A 16,328-nucleotide genomic window follows, 5' to 3' on the forward strand; every position below is an offset into this window, starting at 1 on the left:
CCAGCAAGGAGCCCCACATGCCCGCCACCCCCGCCGCCCTCGAGGCGTTGCGGCTCGACCTGGTCGACCTGCTCGGTGACCGCGGCGTCAGTGCCGACCCGAAGACCCGCGAGCGCGCGTCGGTCGACGAGGCGACGATGAGCCCGATCCTCACCGAGCAGCTGCCCCTCGGCCTCGCCGACCTCGTCGCCTACCCGGCCAGTGCCGACGCGATCGCGCAGACGGTGCAGGCGGCGGCACGGCACGGCGTCCCGGTGACGACGCGCGGCAAGGGCACCGGCAACTACGGGCAGGGCATCCCGCTCGACGGCGGTCTCGTGCTCGACACCTCGCGTGCCCGCGCGGTCGTCGAGGTCGGGGACGGCGTCATCACGGCCGAGGCCGGCACTCCGATGGTGATGATGGAGCAGGCCGCGGCCGCGCAGGGCCAGCAGCTGTGGATGTACCCGTCCACCGCGCAGTCGACGATCGGCGGCTTCCTGTCCGGCGGCTCGGGCGGGACCGGGTCGATCTCCCACGGCTCGAACTGGGAGGGATTCGTCACCGCCCTCGACATCGCGCTCCCGGGTGAGGACGGCCTCCTCCACGTCGAGGGGGACGAGGCCCAGACGTTCGTGCACACCTACGGCACCGCCGGGGTCATCGCGCGGGCCACGGTCCGGCTCGAGCCGCTGCAGGACTGGCGCGCGGTCTACGCGAGCTTCCCGACGTTCGAGCGGGCCCTGACCGCCGTCCGGACGCTCCGCGGCCTGACGCCCGCGCCCCGGCTCGTCAGCGCGGACCGTGCCGAGATCGCCGCCACGCTCCCGAAGGACACGCCCGTGGTGGCGGGTGCGGCGAGCCTGCGCGGCATCATCGACGCCACCGCACTCGAGGACGCGACCGGGCTCATCGAGGTCGCCGGCGGCACGGTCGTCGAGGTCCGCGAGGGCCTGCAGCAGACCACGAAGGTGTCGATGCTCTCGTACAACCACCCGATCTGGTGGCTCAAGCGGAACACGCCCGACACCGTGTACTTCCACGTCGAGGTCGGCGGCGAGGCGCTCATCGACCGGATCGCCGACGTCGAGGGCGTCTACCCGGGCGGCATGCTCCACATCGAGGCCGCCCACCGGTTCCCGATCGGCATGCTCACCGCGCCGTACACCGGGGCCGACGACGTGTACGCCGGGTACCCGCTGCTCGAGGCCCTCGGCGTGCGGGTGCACAGCCCGCACCAATACTACGTCGACCACGGCGTCGAGGACCTCGTGGCGCTCAAGCAGCGGACCGATCCCGAGGGCGTGCTCAATCCCGGACACATCGTCGACCCCGCGCTCGTCGACCCCGCGCTCGTCGTGACGGGCGGCTCGACGGCCTCGGCGCAGCCCGCGTCGGCCGCCTCGACCGGCATCCCGGGGTTCGGCAAGTGAGCACGCGCAAGCTCGCCGAGCTGCCCGGGCCGGACGTCGCCGCCCGGTTCGGCCCGGACACCATCGTCGTGCAGCCGACCGGCGCGGTCGAGCACCACGGCCCGCACCTGCCGCTCGTCACCGACTTCCTGCTCGCCGACCACATCGGCGGCGCAGCGGTCGAGCGAGCGGCCGACGAGGGCCTCGACGTCTGGCAACTGCCGACCCTGGCGTTCACGAAGTCCGACGAGCACAGCTGGGCTCCCGGTACCGTCTGGCTCGACGCCGACACGATGTTCGACACGGTCGTCCAGATCGGGCGGGCGGTCGCGCTCATGGGCGCCGGGACGCTCGTGTTCGCGAACGGCCACGGCGGCAACACGGCACTCCTCCAGGTGGCGCTCCGCGAGATCCGCCGACGGACGGGGCTGAAGACGTTCCTCATGCCGACGCTCGCCCGTGTCCCGGGACCCGACGGCGAGGACGCCGACGAGCGCGGCCTCGGCATCCACGGCGGTGCCGCGGAGACGTCGATGATCCTGCACCTGCGTCCGGACCTCGTGGACCTCGCCCGAGCGGACCGCTGGGTGCCGGACCACATCGCCGACTTCGAGCGCATCGCGTTCAACGGCGGCCCGGTCAGCTTCGGCTGGCTCTCGAACGACTTCGGCACGCCCGGTGTGGTCGGGGACGCCAGCCGTGCGAGCGCCGAGTACGGGAAGCTCCTGTGGGACGTGTCGCTCGACCAGGCCGTCGCGTCCCTGCACGAGATCGCCCGGTTCGACCCCGCGGTCCCGCGGTGACGGACGGGGGCGTCGTCGTCGGCGGGCTCGCCCACGGCGCCGACGCGGACGACGACGTCCCCGTAGACCCGCTCGCGCTCGCCGCGCGCTGGCTGCCGGCGCCCGGATCCGGTGGGACCCCGACCATGACGTTGTCGACGATCGGGCTCGACGGCTACCCCGCCGCGCGCACGGTCCTCATGTCCCTGTTCGACGGCCGTCGCGTGCACTTCCACACCGACAGCCGCAGCCGGAAGGCCGCCGAGATCGCCGCGGTGCCCCGTGCCACCGTGACGCTCGTCTGGCCCGAGCTGGCCCGGCAGCTCGTCGTCACCGGCGACGTCGAGCGCGTCACCGACCGGGAGGCCCGGGACGCCTACACCGCGCGGAGTCGCTACCTGCAGGTGCTCGCCTGGCTCAACGACGACGACCTCGCCGCGGTCGAGGCCGACCACCGCCGGACGCGCTGGGCTGCCTTCGACGCCGACCGCCCCGACCTGGATCCACCGACCACGTGGGCCGGCTACGCGATCACCCCGGTGCGGATGGTGTTCTGGCGCGGCGCCGCGGATGCACCGAGCAACCGGCTCCGCTACGACCGGACGGACGCCGGATGGACGGTCGCACGCGCAGCGGGCTGATCCAGGGCCCTGCCCCCGGTCACCGGCATCAGGTGAACGACGGACGCTTCCGGAACCACTCGACCAGGGCACGACCGCGCGACGCGTTCCGGTGCTCGTCCCGACCGGCCACGGTCAGGTCGGAGAACCCCGCGACCGCGGTCATGTCCGCGTCCGCCGGCTGGAACGCCATCGACCACCCGGGGAACGCCCGTTCGTCGAGCGGGTCCTCGCAGAGCAGCCGCACGTCCGTGTGTCGGGGGTCCCGCCGGATCACCTCGAACCGCTCGCGCACGGCGTCGTCCGGGCCCTCGAGGACCTGGATGAACCGGCCGTCGCGGTGTGCCAGGACCCCGGTGATCTCGAGCGCCGTGTTGCGGGTGCGCGCGTCGGTGAGGATCGCGGACAACTCGTCGTCCGAGAGCGGTCGGACACTCGTGCTCATGTAGACCAGGGACAGCATGGGGATCCTCATTCCGGGCGGGGCGGCCTCGATCCGCCGGTCGGCCCGCGAACCACGGCCGCACGACGGTGCTCCGCCAGTGAATCCGCACCGCGGTCCGCCGCACAAGCCCCGCCTTCGGGGCCCAGGGCGCCGGCGGTCCCCGCGCGGTAGCCTCCGGGGTGTGCCACCGACGGCGCGGCCCGTCGAGTACCATTCCGGCCGTCACCGTCCCGTCGATCGCCGTCGGCGTCCGGCACGTCTGCGCGACCACCAGGAGCAGCACCGCCATGACCCGAACCGTCCTCGTCGCCGGAGCCACCGGTGACCTCGGTCACCGCATCGTCCGTGCGCTCCTGGAGCGGGACGTGCGGGTCCGCGTCCTCACCCGTCCGGGCAGCACCGCCGCCGACGAGCGGTACGGGTCCGACGACCGCGTCGAGGTCGTCGCCGCTGCGTACTCCCACCGGGAGGCCCTGACCCGCGCGGTCACGGGTGTCGAGTCGGTCGTCTCCGCCGTGAGCGGCGTGCGCCCCGTCATCGTCGACGCGCAGCGCGCGCTGCTCGCGGCCGCGATCGCCGCGGGCGTGCCCCGGTTCGTCCCGTCGGACTACTCCTCGGACTACCGCCGCATCGCGGTGGGCAGCAACCGCAACTTCGAGCTCCGCCGTGAGTTCGCGGCGGACGTGGACGCCGCGCCGATCCGAGCGACCTCCGTCCTCAACGGCGCGTTCACGGACATGCTCACCGGGCAGGCGCCGATGATCGCGTTCGGGCGCCACCGCGTCATGTACTGGTCGTCGCCCGACCAGGTGCTCGACTTCACCACCAAGGACGACGTCGCCCGTGTGACCGCGCTCGTGGCCCTCGACGAGGACGCCCCGCGTGTCGTCGAGGTCGCTGGCGACCGCGTCTCCGCCCGGGACGTCGCCCGCACGCTCACCGAACTGACCGGCACGCCCTTCGGGCTGCAGTGGGCCGGCACCACCGGGTCCCTGTCCGTCATGAGCAAGGTGGTCCGCCGACTGTCCCGCAGCGACCAGGACACGTTCCCGGCGTGGCAGGGGATGCAGTACTTCGTGAGCATGTTCAGCGGGCAGGCGCAGCTCCGCCACGTCGACAACGACCGCTACGGGCCGTACCCGTGGACCACGGTGCGCGACGTGCTCGCCGACCACCTGGCGGCGGACGAGGCGCGCGTGGCCTGAGCGGGCCTCCCGAGCGCCCCGGCTGAGCCGCGGACCGCGTGCGCGGCCGCGGTCAGAGCACGACATCGCACACGACCGTCGGCGGTGGTGCACCGTCGTGCCGCGCAGCGTACGCGCGCAGCGTCGCGGCCTTGCCGCCCCCGGTCGAGGCGAGCCGCTCGAGGTGCGGGAGCAACCAGCGCGACGCGTCGTCCTCGTCGAGGCGGTCTGCGAAGTGCTGGAGGAACTCGTCCACGCACCACACCGCCGTGTGCGAGGTCTCGCCCTCGCACTCGGAGTACGAGACGAGCCGTTCGTCGAACGCGATCCACACCCTCCGTTCGCACGCCGCGTCACCGGGGACCGGCGTGCGCGTCCACTCGGCCACTCGGTGGAACAGCGTCGGCTGCACCGGCTGCGGCAGTCCCTGCCCGTTCGGACGGGTCGGATGTCGCGGACGGGACGAACGCGACCGACCCCCGGACGCGATCGACCCCGGGACACTACGGATCGACATGGGCCCTCCCCCACGGGCACACGGAACCACCGGATGCCCGTCACGATCCTAGAGCGGGAGGAGGAAAAGTGACGAATCCACCGCTTTGGCTCGTGCTCGGAGGACCGCCAGGAGCGTCGTCACTTCCAGATGCTGACCCAGTCGACGTCCACGTGTCCCGTCGCCGTGGCCGGGACGGCGCCCTCACCGATCCAGGTCTCCGCCTGCAGGGTGAGCCGGAAGGCGGTGGTCGGGACGGCGTTCGTCACGGAGTCGACGAGGGTGCCGTCCCAGGAGAACCGCACGACGCCGTGGTCCCACTCGGTGGTCGCGGTGTGCCAACCCGTCGTGTCGGACCCGGCGTACTTGGTGACGGCTGGCGCGAAGTTCATCCGCCCGTTCGCGTAGGTACCCGGGATGGCGGAGGCAGGGCGCGGGGTGCCGCCCAGGTCCGCCTCGGGCCAGTCGATCTCGCCTTCGTTCCAGTTGTCGTCCTCGGGCCAGAGGATGCCGACGAACTTGTAGCCGGGGGTCTTCGTCGTCTTGTAGCGGACCGAGACGCGGCCCGTGGTCAACGGCAGGTAGTTGTCCGGGACGACCGTGGAGACGAGCGGCTGTCCGTTCTCGCTGTGCAGATCGAAGTCCAGCTCGCCGCCGGACACGGACAGGACCTTGTTCGGCGCGTACTGCCCGAGCCCCGACGTGTCCCTCGAGCCGTCGTACGCGGACAGGTCGTGGTACGTCGACAGCACCGTGCCGACCGCGGCGGGGGTCGTGAAGTCCTGCGCGTACGCCTGCTTCCACACGCGACCGTTCGACGTCACGTCGCCCTTCGGCATCGCCACCCCGGACGGGCTGGTGGTGACGTTCGCGCCGCTCACCGGTGCCGGTGCCGTGCCCGTGGCGGTGATCGTGACCGTCTTGCACCCGAGCGCGGTGTTCGAACCCGCGCCGGTGTTCACCGCGGTGACGCACACCGACTGCGCTCCGGACTTCGACGTCGTCAGGCTGCCGGAGTAGCCGTGGTGCCCGCTGACGTGCTTGGCCCGGTCGACGTCGGCACGGGCGCCGGTGGCCTGCAGGGTGCCGACGGCCACACCACCGACCGTCACGGTGACGCTGTTGCTCGCGGCCGCGCTGCTCGGGTCGTAGGTCCACCCCGCGACACCGACCGTGCCCGTACCACCCGAGGCCGTGTCGAACGCGCCGACCGGGTTCGCGGCGGTGATCGTGACGGTCTTGCAGCCGAGGTTCGTGTCGGTCCCCGCGCCCGTGTTCACCGCCGTGACGCAGACCGACTGCGCACCCGTCTTCGCGGTGGTCAGGGTCCCGGAGAACCCGTGGTTCCCGCTGACATGCCTGGCCCGGTCGACGTCCGCTCGGACCCCGGTGGCCCGGAGCGTTCCGGCGTTCGTGCCACCGACGGTGACGGTGACGCTGTTGCTCGACGCCGCGCTGCTCGGGTCGTCGGTCCACCCGGCGACGGTGACCGCGCCCGCACCGCCCGATGCCGTGTCGAACGCGCCCACGGGGTTCTGCGTGGCCGCGTTCGCCGGCTCGACGCTCGCACCCACGGCGAGGGCGGCGAGGGCGACGGCCACGGTCGCGGCGAAGGCACGCGTCGCGGTCCGGAGGCGGACGGGGTGACGGGATCCCGAGCGGGGCATGACGTTCCTGACGACGTGGTTCGGCGCGGTCGTGCGTCGGGTCACACGGGGGCAGAGGAACGTGCGTCGGGTGCACACGTGCGGAGCTGTTGCCCATGACAACAGGTTCGGCGGCGCGCGCGTAGTGCCCAGTTCGGGGGCTTCCGGACGCATTCGGCGATCAGGGACCGGATCAGTGTTGCTTCGTATTCGAAGCAGGTGTACGGTTCTGGTATCGCTTCGAGTTCGAAGCAGTGAGCGAAGGAGTCCACCATGAAGGCAGTCCAGTTCCACGAGGTCGGCGGTCCCGAGGTCCTCGAGGAGGTCGAGATCGAGCAGCCCACCCCGGGCGCCGGGCAGGTGCGGGTCCGCGTCGCGGCGTCCGCCTACAACGCGGCCGACGCCGGGATGCGCGGCGGGTTCCTCCCCATCCCGATCGCGCTGCCCCACGTGCCCGGGTACGACGTGTCCGGCACGGTCGACGCGATCGGCGAGGACGTCGACGGGCTCGCCGTCGGCGACGCCGTGATCGGCTTCCTGCCGATGGAGCGCGACGGTGGCGCGGCGGAGTACGTCATCGCACCCGCCGAGGCCCTGGTCCCCGCCCCGACGAGCATCCCGCTCCCCGACGCAGCCGCGCTGCCGTCTGTCGCGTTGACCGCATGGCAGGCGCTCTTCGACGACGGTGGCCTCCGCGCCGGTCAGCGCGTCCTCATCGTCGGCGCCGGTGGCGTCGTGGGGAAGTACGCGATCCAGCTCGCCAAGCGCGCCGGCGTGTTCGTCAGCGCGACCGCCAGCCCCCGCAGCATCGACGCCGTCCGCGCGGCCGGCGCCGACCAGGTCATCGATCACACGGACGCCGATCTGCTCGCCTCCGTCGACGGCCAGTTCGACGTGTTGCTCAACCTCGCACCGATCGACCCGGAGCAGTTCGCCGCGGACGTCGCCGCCGTCCGCGACGGAGGCGTGGTCGTCAGCACGACGGCGTTCATGGCCACGCCCGACGACGAGTCCCGCGGCGTGCGGGCATCGACGGTGTTCGTGCTGCCGAACCGCGAACGCCTCGCCGAACTGGTGTCCCTGGTCGACGACGGCGCGCTCACCGTCGAGGTCACCCGTCGGATCCCGCTGGGCGACCTGCCCGCGCTCCACGCGGAAGCCGAGGCCGGTCGGATCGCCGGGAAGGTCATCGTCCTCCCGTGAGCGGCGGCGGGGCCCGTCACCCCCGCTCCTGCCGGGGCCTCCCTCCGCTGCACAGCGTCCCCTCGGTGCAGCGGAGGGAGGGAACGACAGCCCCCGTCACGGTCCGGCCGCGGGACCTAGCGTCGTCGTCATGGACATGATCACACTCAACAACGGCGTCGAGCTGCCGCCGATCGGCTTCGGCGTCTTCCAGAGTTCCCCCGAGGACACCGTCGACGCGGTCCGCACCGCACTCGACGTCGGCTACCGCCACATCGACACCGCAGCTGCGTACGGCAACGAGCGTGAGGTCGGCCAGGCGGTCCGCGCCTCCGGCCTCGACCGGGACGAGATCGTCATCGAGACGAAGGTGTTCCCGTCCGACTACGGGTACGACGAGGCCCTGCACGCGTTCGAGAAGGCCACCGGCAAGCTCGGCATCGACACCATCGACGTCTTCATCCTCCACCAGCCCGCACCCGACCGGTTCGAGAAGACCGTGCAGGCGTACAAGGCCCTGGAGTCGCTGAACGCCGAGGGCAAGGTCCGCGCGATCGGCGTGAGCAACTTCATGCCGCACCACCTCGAGTCCCTCCTCGCGCAGACCGAGGTGGTGCCGGCGCTCAACCAGATCGAGCTGCACCCGTACTTCACGCAGCCGGAGGTCCAGCGCGTCGACGCCGAGCACGGCATCCTCGACCAGGCGTGGTCCCCGATCGGCGGCATCACCTTCTACCCGGGCTGGGGCGGCGACGAGCGCGTCAGCGTGCTCGCGGACCCGACCATCGGGGCGATCGCCGAGGCGCACGGGCGGACCCCGGCGCAGGTGATGCTGCGATGGCACGTGCAGCAGGGCCGGAACGCGATCCCGAAGTCCACCGACCCCGGCCGTATCGCCGAGAACTTCGCGGTGTTCGACTTCGCGCTGTCCGACGACGAGCTCGCGCGGCTCGACGCGCTCGACACCGGACGGCGGGGCGGCCCCGACCCCGACGGCGACTCCTCGCGCTTCGACGCGCGGGTCATCCCGGAGGCCTGACGCGCCGACCGGTCGGACGGGAGGCGCGGTGCCGGCGGTAGCGGGCCTCCCGTCCGGCCGCGTACCGGCCGCTCGCCAGTCGCTCGCCGATCGGCTGGTGAACTCCTGGCGGTGGCGCGGGGTACCGACAGCACCTCCCCGGTCGCCGACGGTGGTCGTACCGTCGATGACATGGACGCGACGACACAGGTCAAGGAGTTCCTGACCTCCCGACGGGGCCGCATCACCCCGGAGCAGGCCGGCCTTCCCGTGTTCAGCGGCAACCGACGCGTGACCGGACTCCGACGCGAGGAGGTCGCGTTGCTCGCCGGTGTCAGCGTCGACTACTACGTCCGCCTGGAACGCGGGAACCTCGGCGGGGTCTCCGACACCGTCCTCGAGTCGCTCTCGCGCGCACTGCAGCTCGACGAGGTCGAGCACGCGCATCTGTTCGACCTCGCGCACGCCCAGAACGCCGCGCCCACCGCCCGGCGTCGTCGCCTCACCAACCGCGTCCGGCCCAACGTGCAGCGGATGCTCGACGCGGTGAGCGCCCCGGCGTTCGTCCGCAACGGCCGGTCGGACTTCCTCGCCGGCAACCGGCTCGGACGTGCCCTCTACTCGCCGCTGTTCATCGACCCGATCGGCACGCCCAACACCGCGCGGTTCGCGTTCCTCGACCCCCGTGCCCGCACGTTCTACCCCGACTGGGACCAGCTCGCGTCCGATCTCGTGGCGGTCCTCCGTACCGAGGCGGGCCGGAGCCCGTACGACAAGGGGCTGACCGACCTCATCGGCGAGCTCTCGACCCGGAGCGACGACTTCCGCGTGCGATGGGCCACGCACGACGTCCGCGCGCACCGGAGCGGCCTCAAGCGCATCCACCACCCGGTGGTCGGGAACCTCGAGCTGACCTACGAGGCGTTGGACCTCAACGCCGACACGGGTCTGACGTTCGTGGTCTACGGCACGCTGCCGGACTCCGCCTCGGAACAGGCGCTGGAGCTACTCGCGGCCTGGGCAGCCACCGCGGACGCCGGGGAGCGGAGCGCCGCGCTCGTGATCGACCAGGATCCGTCTGCTGACATGGTCCGACCGACCGGATGAACCCCACGATCGGTGCCGGACGAGTGCATACTCGCGTCATGGTCTCGCCGTCGCTGCGCATCATCCGGGCGGATCGATCGGTGCGGTTCGGCGCGCTGACCGCCTGGGCCTTCGCGGCGCTCGTCGTCGCCGGAGGCGGCACGTTCGCCCTCATGGCGCTGTTCACGCCGGGTCCGGTCGGTGAGGACGTCCTCCTCGCCCTCGGGTTCGGGGCGTTCGCGGGCGCCCTGCCGTCCGGAATCACGCACCACGGGCTCCCCCGCCACCAGTGGGACACGGTCACGCCCGAGGACCGCGACGACCGTGCGACCGTCCTGCGCGCCATCCGACGTGCGACCCCGGAGGACCTCCCGACCGCTGTGCTCGACACGGCTGTCGTGTTCGCAAACGACCGCGCTACCTCCGCGCGCGTGTCGGTGATGACGTCCTCGTTCCTGCATGTCGGGATCGTGCTCGAGTTGCTCCACCAGGGCACCCGCGACGTCGGCGGGTTCCGGACCCTGGACGTCCTGATCGCGTGCACGCTCCCGGCGCTCCTCGCCGTCATGTGGATCACGTCGCTCGTCCAGGCGGCGCGGGCCCGGGGGTTCGCGAGCGCGGTCCACGACATGGCACCCACCGTGGCGCCGCGAGAGCACGCTCTCCCCTGGTCCTGACCGCTGCGCGCCGCACACACGCGAGCGCGGGCGGTGGCCGACGGGCCCGTAGTGTGACGTCGGCACGAGGGGGCTGGGGATGGGACGAGTGCGGACAGCAGTCGGGGCCGTGATCGCCCTGGCAACGGTCCTCGCCGTGGCCGGGTGCGGCCAGGACGCGGCCGACCTCCCGACCGCGACCCTCGCCCGCGCCGACCTCGTCGGGACGTGGGCCTCGGACGGCGCTGGCACCATCCGGTTCGACCGCGGCGGCACGATCCACCTGGTGGGTGTGCCCCTCCGCGGGATCACGGCTCGGCGGGCCGACCCCGCCACACCCTCGACGAGCACCGGCCGGTGGTCCCTCGAGGACAGCCACGGGTGGGGGTGGAAGACCGTGTGCTGGAAGGACCGCGATGCGGACCGCTGCACCGCGATCGTTCGCGGGTCAGCCGCACATCGCGAGCTCGACCTCGTGGTCGGCGACCCGGACCAGGTGGACTGGTACCGCTACCACCGCGTGTCGTCCTGACCGCGTCGCGTGCGGTCCCGCGCCTCCCCTCGCGTTCGTGCGGTGACGGCGACGACGGCCATCACGAGCAGCATGACCGCCCCGGTGGCCGCGACGACTCCGCCGAACAGCATCAGCACGCCGGCCCCGATGTTCGCCCCGCCGCCGTCGTCCGCTGTCACCGCGTTGCACCAACCACCGAGCACCAGTGCGGCGAGGCCGGTGACGAACACGATGCCGGCCGCGACGCGCATGCCCCCGCCTGGACGAGGACCACGACGAGCGGAAGGTGTCATGCGGCCACCCTCTCGTGCCTGGTCCGCCGAAGGCAACGTACGGACGCTGCGGACGAGCACAGACGCGCGGCTACCGCGGCAGCCGCACGGCCAGGTCCAGGATCCGCGTCCGCTGCAGCGCGCCGAAGTTGTCGTCGGAGATGAGCGCCACGCCCACGCGCCCACCGGCAGCGCGGCCCGTGATCGCCATGCCCTCGACGTTGTCGAGGAGCGGGTTCGTCTGGGTCTCGAGCGCCGTCGCGCCGAGCGTGGGGCCTTTCACGAGGTCGGCGACGAGCGTCTTCCGCAGGATCCGCGACGCCGGTGCGGCCGAGAGGTTCCCGACCCCGCTCACGTCGGAGGCCCGCGACAGACCGGAGACCGAGTACAGGTCCGCGGAGTTGCCCGCGGTCGCCGAGAACGCGGCTTCCTCGACGAGCATCCGGTCGTCCGACACGAGCGCGACCTCGGGGATGCGGTTGCCCGTGTCCGTGCGGTACCCGACCTGCTTCGTCAGCGCCCACGCGCCGGAGCGCCCCCGGGTGTACACGAGCAGACGGTGGGCGGTGGCGTCACCGGCGGCGGAGACATCGCCGGAGAGCGCGCCCTCCATCGACGCGACGATCGTGTGACCGGACGGTGAGATCGACAGGCCCTCGAGCGTTGCGTTCGAGGTGGCCTCACCCGGGACGCTCGCACCCTCGAGCCCCGCTCCGGACAGCGTCGTGCCGGTCACCGCGAACCGTCCGGGGACCGGCAGCTGCGCCTTCTGCACGCCGTCGCGGCCGAAGACCCGGATCGACGGCTCCGACTCGGAGCTCACCAGGTAGTCGCCGTCCGGGAGGACCGCCAGGCCTTCGTCGTCCGCCGTGAGACCGGTGTAGGGGACGCCCTGTTCGTTCTTGAGGACCAGCGGATCGCGGGTGATCGTCGGATCGTGGAGGTCCCGGAAGAACCAGATCCGCGACGGGTCGTCCGCGTGGTTGTCCACGGCGGAGATCCACGACCGCGACCGGCCGTCGTAGGCCAGCGACGAGAGGCCGCCCACCTCGGCCCCGTTGTGCACGAGCTTGTCCAGCGCGTCGCTGTAGCCGAGCGCCACTGCCGCCGGCGGGACAGCCTGGGACGGGCCTCCATGATGCCCGAAGACGCGGACGACCTGCGGATCGTGGTCACTGGTCTGGTCGGCGAACTCCGCGTTGAGGTGCACCACCTGGTAGTCCGGCGTGCCGACCCCCGACGTGACGAGGATGTGGTCGAGGACCTCGCTGATCCCGTCGTACACGTACGTGTACTGCTGGTTCGCCGGCAGGGTGGTGATCAGGTCGGTGAGGACCGGCTTCGTCGCGGCCTGGCCGTGCAACGGCTTGCCCGTGAGGGTCGCGAGCGCCGGGCTGAACTGGTGGTCGTTCAGGTCGCCCGCCACGACGACCGCGGCCCTCGCGTCGACCTTGAGGATCTGCGCCGTGAAGTCGTGCACGAGCTGCGCCTGCTGCTGACGCTGCACGGCGGAGGACTGCGCCGGGTACTGGAACCGGCCGTCCTGGTTCTGGTCGCCGAGCTTCGCGTCGAAGTGGTTGCCGATGACGAAGACGCGCCGGCCGCGGAACGTGAACTCGCCCACGAGCGGCTTCCGGCTGCTCTGCCAGGCGGCGTCCGTCGGAGCGATGCGCCCCGGCGACAGGGTGACGTCCGGCACGCCGTGGGAGGAGGTGACCGCGGTCGCGGTGGTGGACCGGTTCACCGACGCAGGACCGCGGTCGTCGAACCTCACGCGCTTCGGGTTGAAGAGGAACACGACGCGGATGTTGCCGCCGGGCTGACCGCCGTCGGCGTCGTTCACCGGATCGATCTCACGGGACGCGTAGGACGGGCCTCCAGCCGTGGTGATCGCAGCGGTGAGCTTGGCGATGGTCTGATCCGCCGCGATGACACCGTCATCGGTCGCGCCGTCGTCGTCCTGCACCTCCTCGACGGTCAGGATGTCGGGCGAGCGCAGGTTCGCGACGACCCCCTTCGCGAGCGCGGCGAACTTGGTCGCCGGATCCGACGGCGCCAGGTTCTCGACGTTGTAGGTGGCGACCGACAGCTGGTCGGGCTTCGGGGTCGTCGCGACCGTCGGGGTGATGCCTCCCCGCGCGACGGACCCGAGTGTCGTGGCCGTGAGGTCGTACCCGCCGTACTGCGAGTAGTCGACCTCGCCCACGGTGGCACCACGGAACACGTCACCGACGTCCACCCGGGGATTGCTGCCGTTCGCCGCGACGACCTCGAGACGTCCGGACGGCATCGCGTTCTCGGCGGTCAGGAGCGTGCCGCCGCGCGTCGTCGGGAGCTGGGACGGCTTCGTCGTCACGTACTGCTCGCCGTACTCGTCGCTCGGCCCGACCACGCGGGCGTCGTCGACCTCGACGCGCATGCCCTCGAGCGACTCGAAGAAGTCGAGCGCCGAGCGTGTCGGCGTGATGGGCGTGGACTCGATGTTCCCACCTGCGAGGTCCGGAGCGGACGTGTCGGGCACGCTCGTCGGGCCGAGGACGATCGGCGCCGGCAGCGCGTCCCCCGTCGAGACGACGGTCGCCGTGGCGTTGGTGAGCTCCGTGACCGACAGGTTCGAGGTGGTCGCCGTGGTGTCGCCGGAGGCGAGGGGGTAGTAGTCCTTGACCGTGCCACTGACGAGGACACTGTCACCCACGGCGACCGCCGCCCTCGAGGAGCTGTAGACGAAGACGCCCTCACTCGTCGCGGGGTCGCGGTCGGCGTCGGGGTCCTGGATCCAGTAGCCCTTGCTGCTGCCCGACGTCCGGATCCCGGTCACGATGCCGGGGACGTTCGTGACCTGCTCGCCGTTGAGCGGCGAGACGAACGACGTCCCCTGGATGTCGTGGATGCGGACCGTGCCCGGCTCGGGCGCAGGGCCGGTCGGCGGGGTCGTCGTCGATGCCGTGTTCGCCGCACCCGGGGTGGGTGCAGCGGCAGCGAAGTCCGTCGCGTTGTCGTCGTCGTCGGACGTCGCCTGCCGCTGCACCGACGCCGTGTTCGAGGCGCCGACGGCCGGGCTGCTCTCGGCGATCGCCGCGGAGCCGAACCCGACGAGGTCGACCGCCGCGCTGACGCACGAGGCGCTGTCGGCGCAGGTGAGCGCGGTCCGGCTCGCGACGACGGCGACCGTGCCGTCGGTGGCGCTCATCGCGATGGTGCCCGTGGCGTCCGGCGTCGGCAGCGCGGTCGTCCCGCCAGCGCCCTTCGCCTCGGCGACGAGGTAGCGACCACCAGGAGCGAGCGTCCCGCTCAGCGGGGTCACCTGCCACGTGCCCGTCGCGGACCCGGCGTGGTACTGGACCGAGTGACCGCTGAGGTCGATGGTCGACGATCCCCGGTTCGCCAACTCCACGAAGTCGTTCGTGAAGCTGCTGCCGGCGTTGCCCCCGCCGCCGTACACCTCGTTGACCACCAGATCCGCCGACGGCGCCGCCGTCGCGGGCGTCGCGGTCAGCAGACCTCCGGCGATCCCCACGGCCGCCACGACCGATGTTGCGATTGAACGTCGCATGCTGCTCTCCCCTGAACCCCGACGAGCAGCATTCAACCCTGTTCGGGTGACATCCGGGTGACGCGGAGGAGGCCGAACGGATTCGCTGAGATCGGTGCGGCAACGACGGCGGTGGCGTCAGCCTGCGTCGCTGACGAACTCCGTCGTCACCCAGGGCAGCAGGTCCCGCTCCACGACCGAGGTGATCACCCGGCCATCGTCGAGTGGCAACGCCAGCCCGAGGACGAACGCGTCGGTGTCGATAGTGAACCCGTCCCTCGCCGTTCCGTCCGCGACGACCACCCGCGGCTGCACCGCGCGGACCGAGACCAGTTCGGTCCAGCCGGGCTCCATGGTGGGGTCGCCGAGTCCGTACTCGTCTCGGAACCGGTTGTGGAGGACGTGGTCGACGTGGGCGCGGAGCAACTCCCGTGGATCGCGCTCGTCGCCGCCGGGCGCGGCGGATCCCGGAGCGAACCAGTGTGTCTGGACGGCCTCCCACAGCGAGGGATGACGCATCCGCTCCCGGCGCTCGAGCAACCAGGACGGAAGATCCGGGGCCACCGGCCGAGCGAGCGCGTCCTCCAGCTCCGACGTCAGGTCGGCGAGGTTCACCGGGTCCGAACGGTCGTCCGGGTTCTTCCACACCGTGTACATCCGCGCCACGGCCGCGCTGACGGTGACGGCGTCCGCGCCGCTCCCCTGGCCATGCGACGAGATACCGGCGACGCCCAGGTCCTCGAGATGCCGTTGCGGAACGAATCCGGCGACGGTGATCCCGAGCGCGTCCGCCTCGGCACGCATCGCCAGCTTCAGATCCGGCTGGTCCGCCGGCACCCTTCCCCCGATGTGCATGTCGTGCAGTCTGCCAGGGTTCGTCCCGAGCGGTCCTGCGCCATGATCGAGCCATGAGCGCAGATCACGCCACCCACCCTCGCGTCGTCGCAGTGAGCAGGGACGGTGCCCATCGGTTCAGCAAACCGGTGGTGGAGGAGGTGGTGCTCGTCGCGGGACTGGGCATCGAGGGTGACGCGCATGCCGGCGTCACCGTTCAGCACCGGTCTCGCGTCGCACGAGACCCGTCCCAGCCGAACCTGCGCCAGGTGCACCTGATCCACGCCGAGCTGTTCGACGACGTGGCGGAAGCGGGATTCCAGGTCGCGCCCGGGCAGATGGGCGAGAACATCACGACTCGCGGGGTCGACCTCCTCGGTCTTCCGACAGGCACGCTGCTGCACCTGGGCGCGGATGCTCGTGTCCGCATCACGGGCCTCCGGAATCCGTGCCAGCAGATCAACGAGTTCGAGCCCGGTCTCCTGCGGGCGGTGCTCGGGCGGGCTGACGACGGCTCCGTCGAACGCAAGGGCGGCGTCATGAGTGTCGTCGTGGCGGGCGGGGTCGTCCGTCCTGGTGACAGGATCCGGGTCGAGCTGCCCACCGGCGAGCTGCAGCCGCTCGGTCCGGTCTGACCGCCGCGACCGGCTGACCTCCCGATGACCGAGGA

16 protein-coding genes are annotated in these 16,328 nt (G+C 71.9%); 10 read left to right on the forward strand and 6 right to left on the reverse strand.

All coding sequences use genetic code 11. From position 1 onward, the window contains the following. The first annotated feature begins 17 nt into the window (after window positions 1-17). The 3 genes from DEI86_RS00005 to DEI86_RS00015 are packed head-to-tail and all read left to right on the forward strand — an operon-like array spanning window position 18 to window position 2,814. Window positions 18-1,412 carry an FAD-binding oxidoreductase gene (locus DEI86_RS00005; RefSeq protein WP_111012442.1) on the forward strand — a complete coding sequence of 465 codons (1,395 nt, stop codon included), beginning with the start codon at window positions 18-20 and terminating at the stop codon, window positions 1,410-1,412. Beyond that, complete coding sequence (locus DEI86_RS00010) at window positions 1,409-2,194, forward strand: creatininase family protein (protein ID WP_111008904.1); 786 nt, start codon at window positions 1,409-1,411, stop codon at window positions 2,192-2,194. The genes DEI86_RS00005 and DEI86_RS00010 overlap by 4 nt, the downstream gene beginning before the upstream one ends. Continuing rightward, a complete protein-coding gene (locus tag DEI86_RS00015; protein WP_111036446.1) occupies window positions 2,191-2,814 on the forward strand; it encodes a pyridoxal 5'-phosphate synthase in 624 nt (207 codons plus the stop codon). The genes DEI86_RS00010 and DEI86_RS00015 overlap by 4 nt, the downstream gene beginning before the upstream one ends. 28 nt (window positions 2,815-2,842) lie before the next feature. On the opposite strand, the gene DEI86_RS00020 is transcribed toward DEI86_RS00015, so the two are convergent. Further along, on the reverse strand, window positions 2,843-3,256 hold the full coding sequence (locus DEI86_RS00020; protein ID WP_181435147.1) for a BLUF domain-containing protein: 414 nt from the start codon (window positions 3,254-3,256) through the stop codon (window positions 2,843-2,845). Window positions 3,257-3,525: 269 nt separating this feature from the next. Here DEI86_RS00020 and DEI86_RS00025 point away from each other — a divergent pair, with 269 nt between their 5' ends. After that, on the forward strand, window positions 3,526-4,443 hold the full coding sequence (locus DEI86_RS00025) for an NmrA family NAD(P)-binding protein (RefSeq protein ID WP_111048478.1): 918 nt from the start codon (window positions 3,526-3,528) through the stop codon (window positions 4,441-4,443). A 52-nt stretch (window positions 4,444-4,495) separates the two neighbouring features. Here the strand turns inward: DEI86_RS00025 and DEI86_RS00030 are convergent, their stop codons facing one another. After that, window positions 4,496-4,810, reverse strand: coding sequence for a hypothetical protein (locus tag DEI86_RS00030; RefSeq protein ID WP_146244831.1), 315 nt, complete (start codon window positions 4,808-4,810; stop codon window positions 4,496-4,498). A gap of 248 nt (window positions 4,811-5,058) precedes the next feature. Further along, window positions 5,059-6,585, reverse strand: coding sequence for a glycoside hydrolase family 16 protein (locus tag DEI86_RS00035; protein ID WP_181439659.1), 1,527 nt, complete (start codon window positions 6,583-6,585; stop codon window positions 5,059-5,061). A 252-nt stretch (window positions 6,586-6,837) separates the two neighbouring features. Between DEI86_RS00035 and DEI86_RS00040 the strand changes: the two genes are divergently transcribed. From DEI86_RS00040 to DEI86_RS00060, 5 genes are all read left to right on the forward strand, one after another. Next, entirely contained in the window at window positions 6,838-7,767 is a 930-nt protein-coding gene (locus DEI86_RS00040) for an NADP-dependent oxidoreductase (protein WP_111048481.1), read from the forward strand. A gap of 130 nt (window positions 7,768-7,897) precedes the next feature. After that, the gene (locus DEI86_RS00045) at window positions 7,898-8,785 is read left to right on the forward strand and encodes an aldo/keto reductase (RefSeq protein ID WP_111048482.1); all 888 of its coding nucleotides are present in this window, start codon (window positions 7,898-7,900) and stop codon (window positions 8,783-8,785) included. 171 nt (window positions 8,786-8,956) lie between these two features. Then, complete coding sequence (locus DEI86_RS00050) at window positions 8,957-9,871, forward strand: helix-turn-helix transcriptional regulator (protein ID WP_111048713.1); 915 nt, start codon at window positions 8,957-8,959, stop codon at window positions 9,869-9,871. Window positions 9,872-9,909: 38 nt separating this feature from the next. Then, window positions 9,910-10,527 carry a hypothetical protein gene (locus tag DEI86_RS00055; protein WP_111048483.1) on the forward strand — a complete coding sequence of 206 codons (618 nt, stop codon included), beginning with the start codon at window positions 9,910-9,912 and terminating at the stop codon, window positions 10,525-10,527. A gap of 109 nt (window positions 10,528-10,636) precedes the next feature. Beyond that, window positions 10,637-11,038, forward strand: a complete 402-nt coding sequence (locus DEI86_RS00060; RefSeq protein ID WP_111048484.1) for a hypothetical protein — start codon at window positions 10,637-10,639, stop codon at window positions 11,036-11,038. On the opposite strand, the gene DEI86_RS00065 is transcribed toward DEI86_RS00060, so the two are convergent. From DEI86_RS00065 to DEI86_RS00075, 3 genes are all read right to left on the reverse strand, one after another. Then, window positions 11,017-11,271 (reverse strand): hypothetical protein, encoded by a 255-nt coding sequence (locus tag DEI86_RS00065; RefSeq protein ID WP_111048485.1) that lies wholly within the window; start codon window positions 11,269-11,271, stop codon window positions 11,017-11,019. The two genes, DEI86_RS00060 and DEI86_RS00065, sit on opposite strands and share 22 nt — an antisense overlap. A 112-nt stretch (window positions 11,272-11,383) precedes the next feature. Then, window positions 11,384-14,845, reverse strand: coding sequence for an esterase-like activity of phytase family protein (locus DEI86_RS00070; protein WP_111048486.1), 3,462 nt, complete (start codon window positions 14,843-14,845; stop codon window positions 11,384-11,386). A gap of 117 nt (window positions 14,846-14,962) precedes the next feature. Further along, the gene (locus tag DEI86_RS00075) at window positions 14,963-15,679 is read right to left on the reverse strand and encodes a hypothetical protein (RefSeq protein ID WP_146244832.1); all 717 of its coding nucleotides are present in this window, start codon (window positions 15,677-15,679) and stop codon (window positions 14,963-14,965) included. A 53-nt stretch (window positions 15,680-15,732) separates the two neighbouring features. Here DEI86_RS00075 and DEI86_RS00080 point away from each other — a divergent pair, with 53 nt between their 5' ends. Next, window positions 15,733-16,293, forward strand: coding sequence for an MOSC domain-containing protein (locus DEI86_RS00080; protein WP_111048488.1), 561 nt, complete (start codon window positions 15,733-15,735; stop codon window positions 16,291-16,293). The last annotated feature ends 35 nt before the right edge of the window (window positions 16,294-16,328 follow it).

Origin of the sequence: Curtobacterium sp. MCBD17_028 (assembly GCF_003234875.1) — a bacterium.
Taxonomy (GTDB): Bacteria; Actinomycetota; Actinomycetes; order Actinomycetales; family Microbacteriaceae; genus Curtobacterium.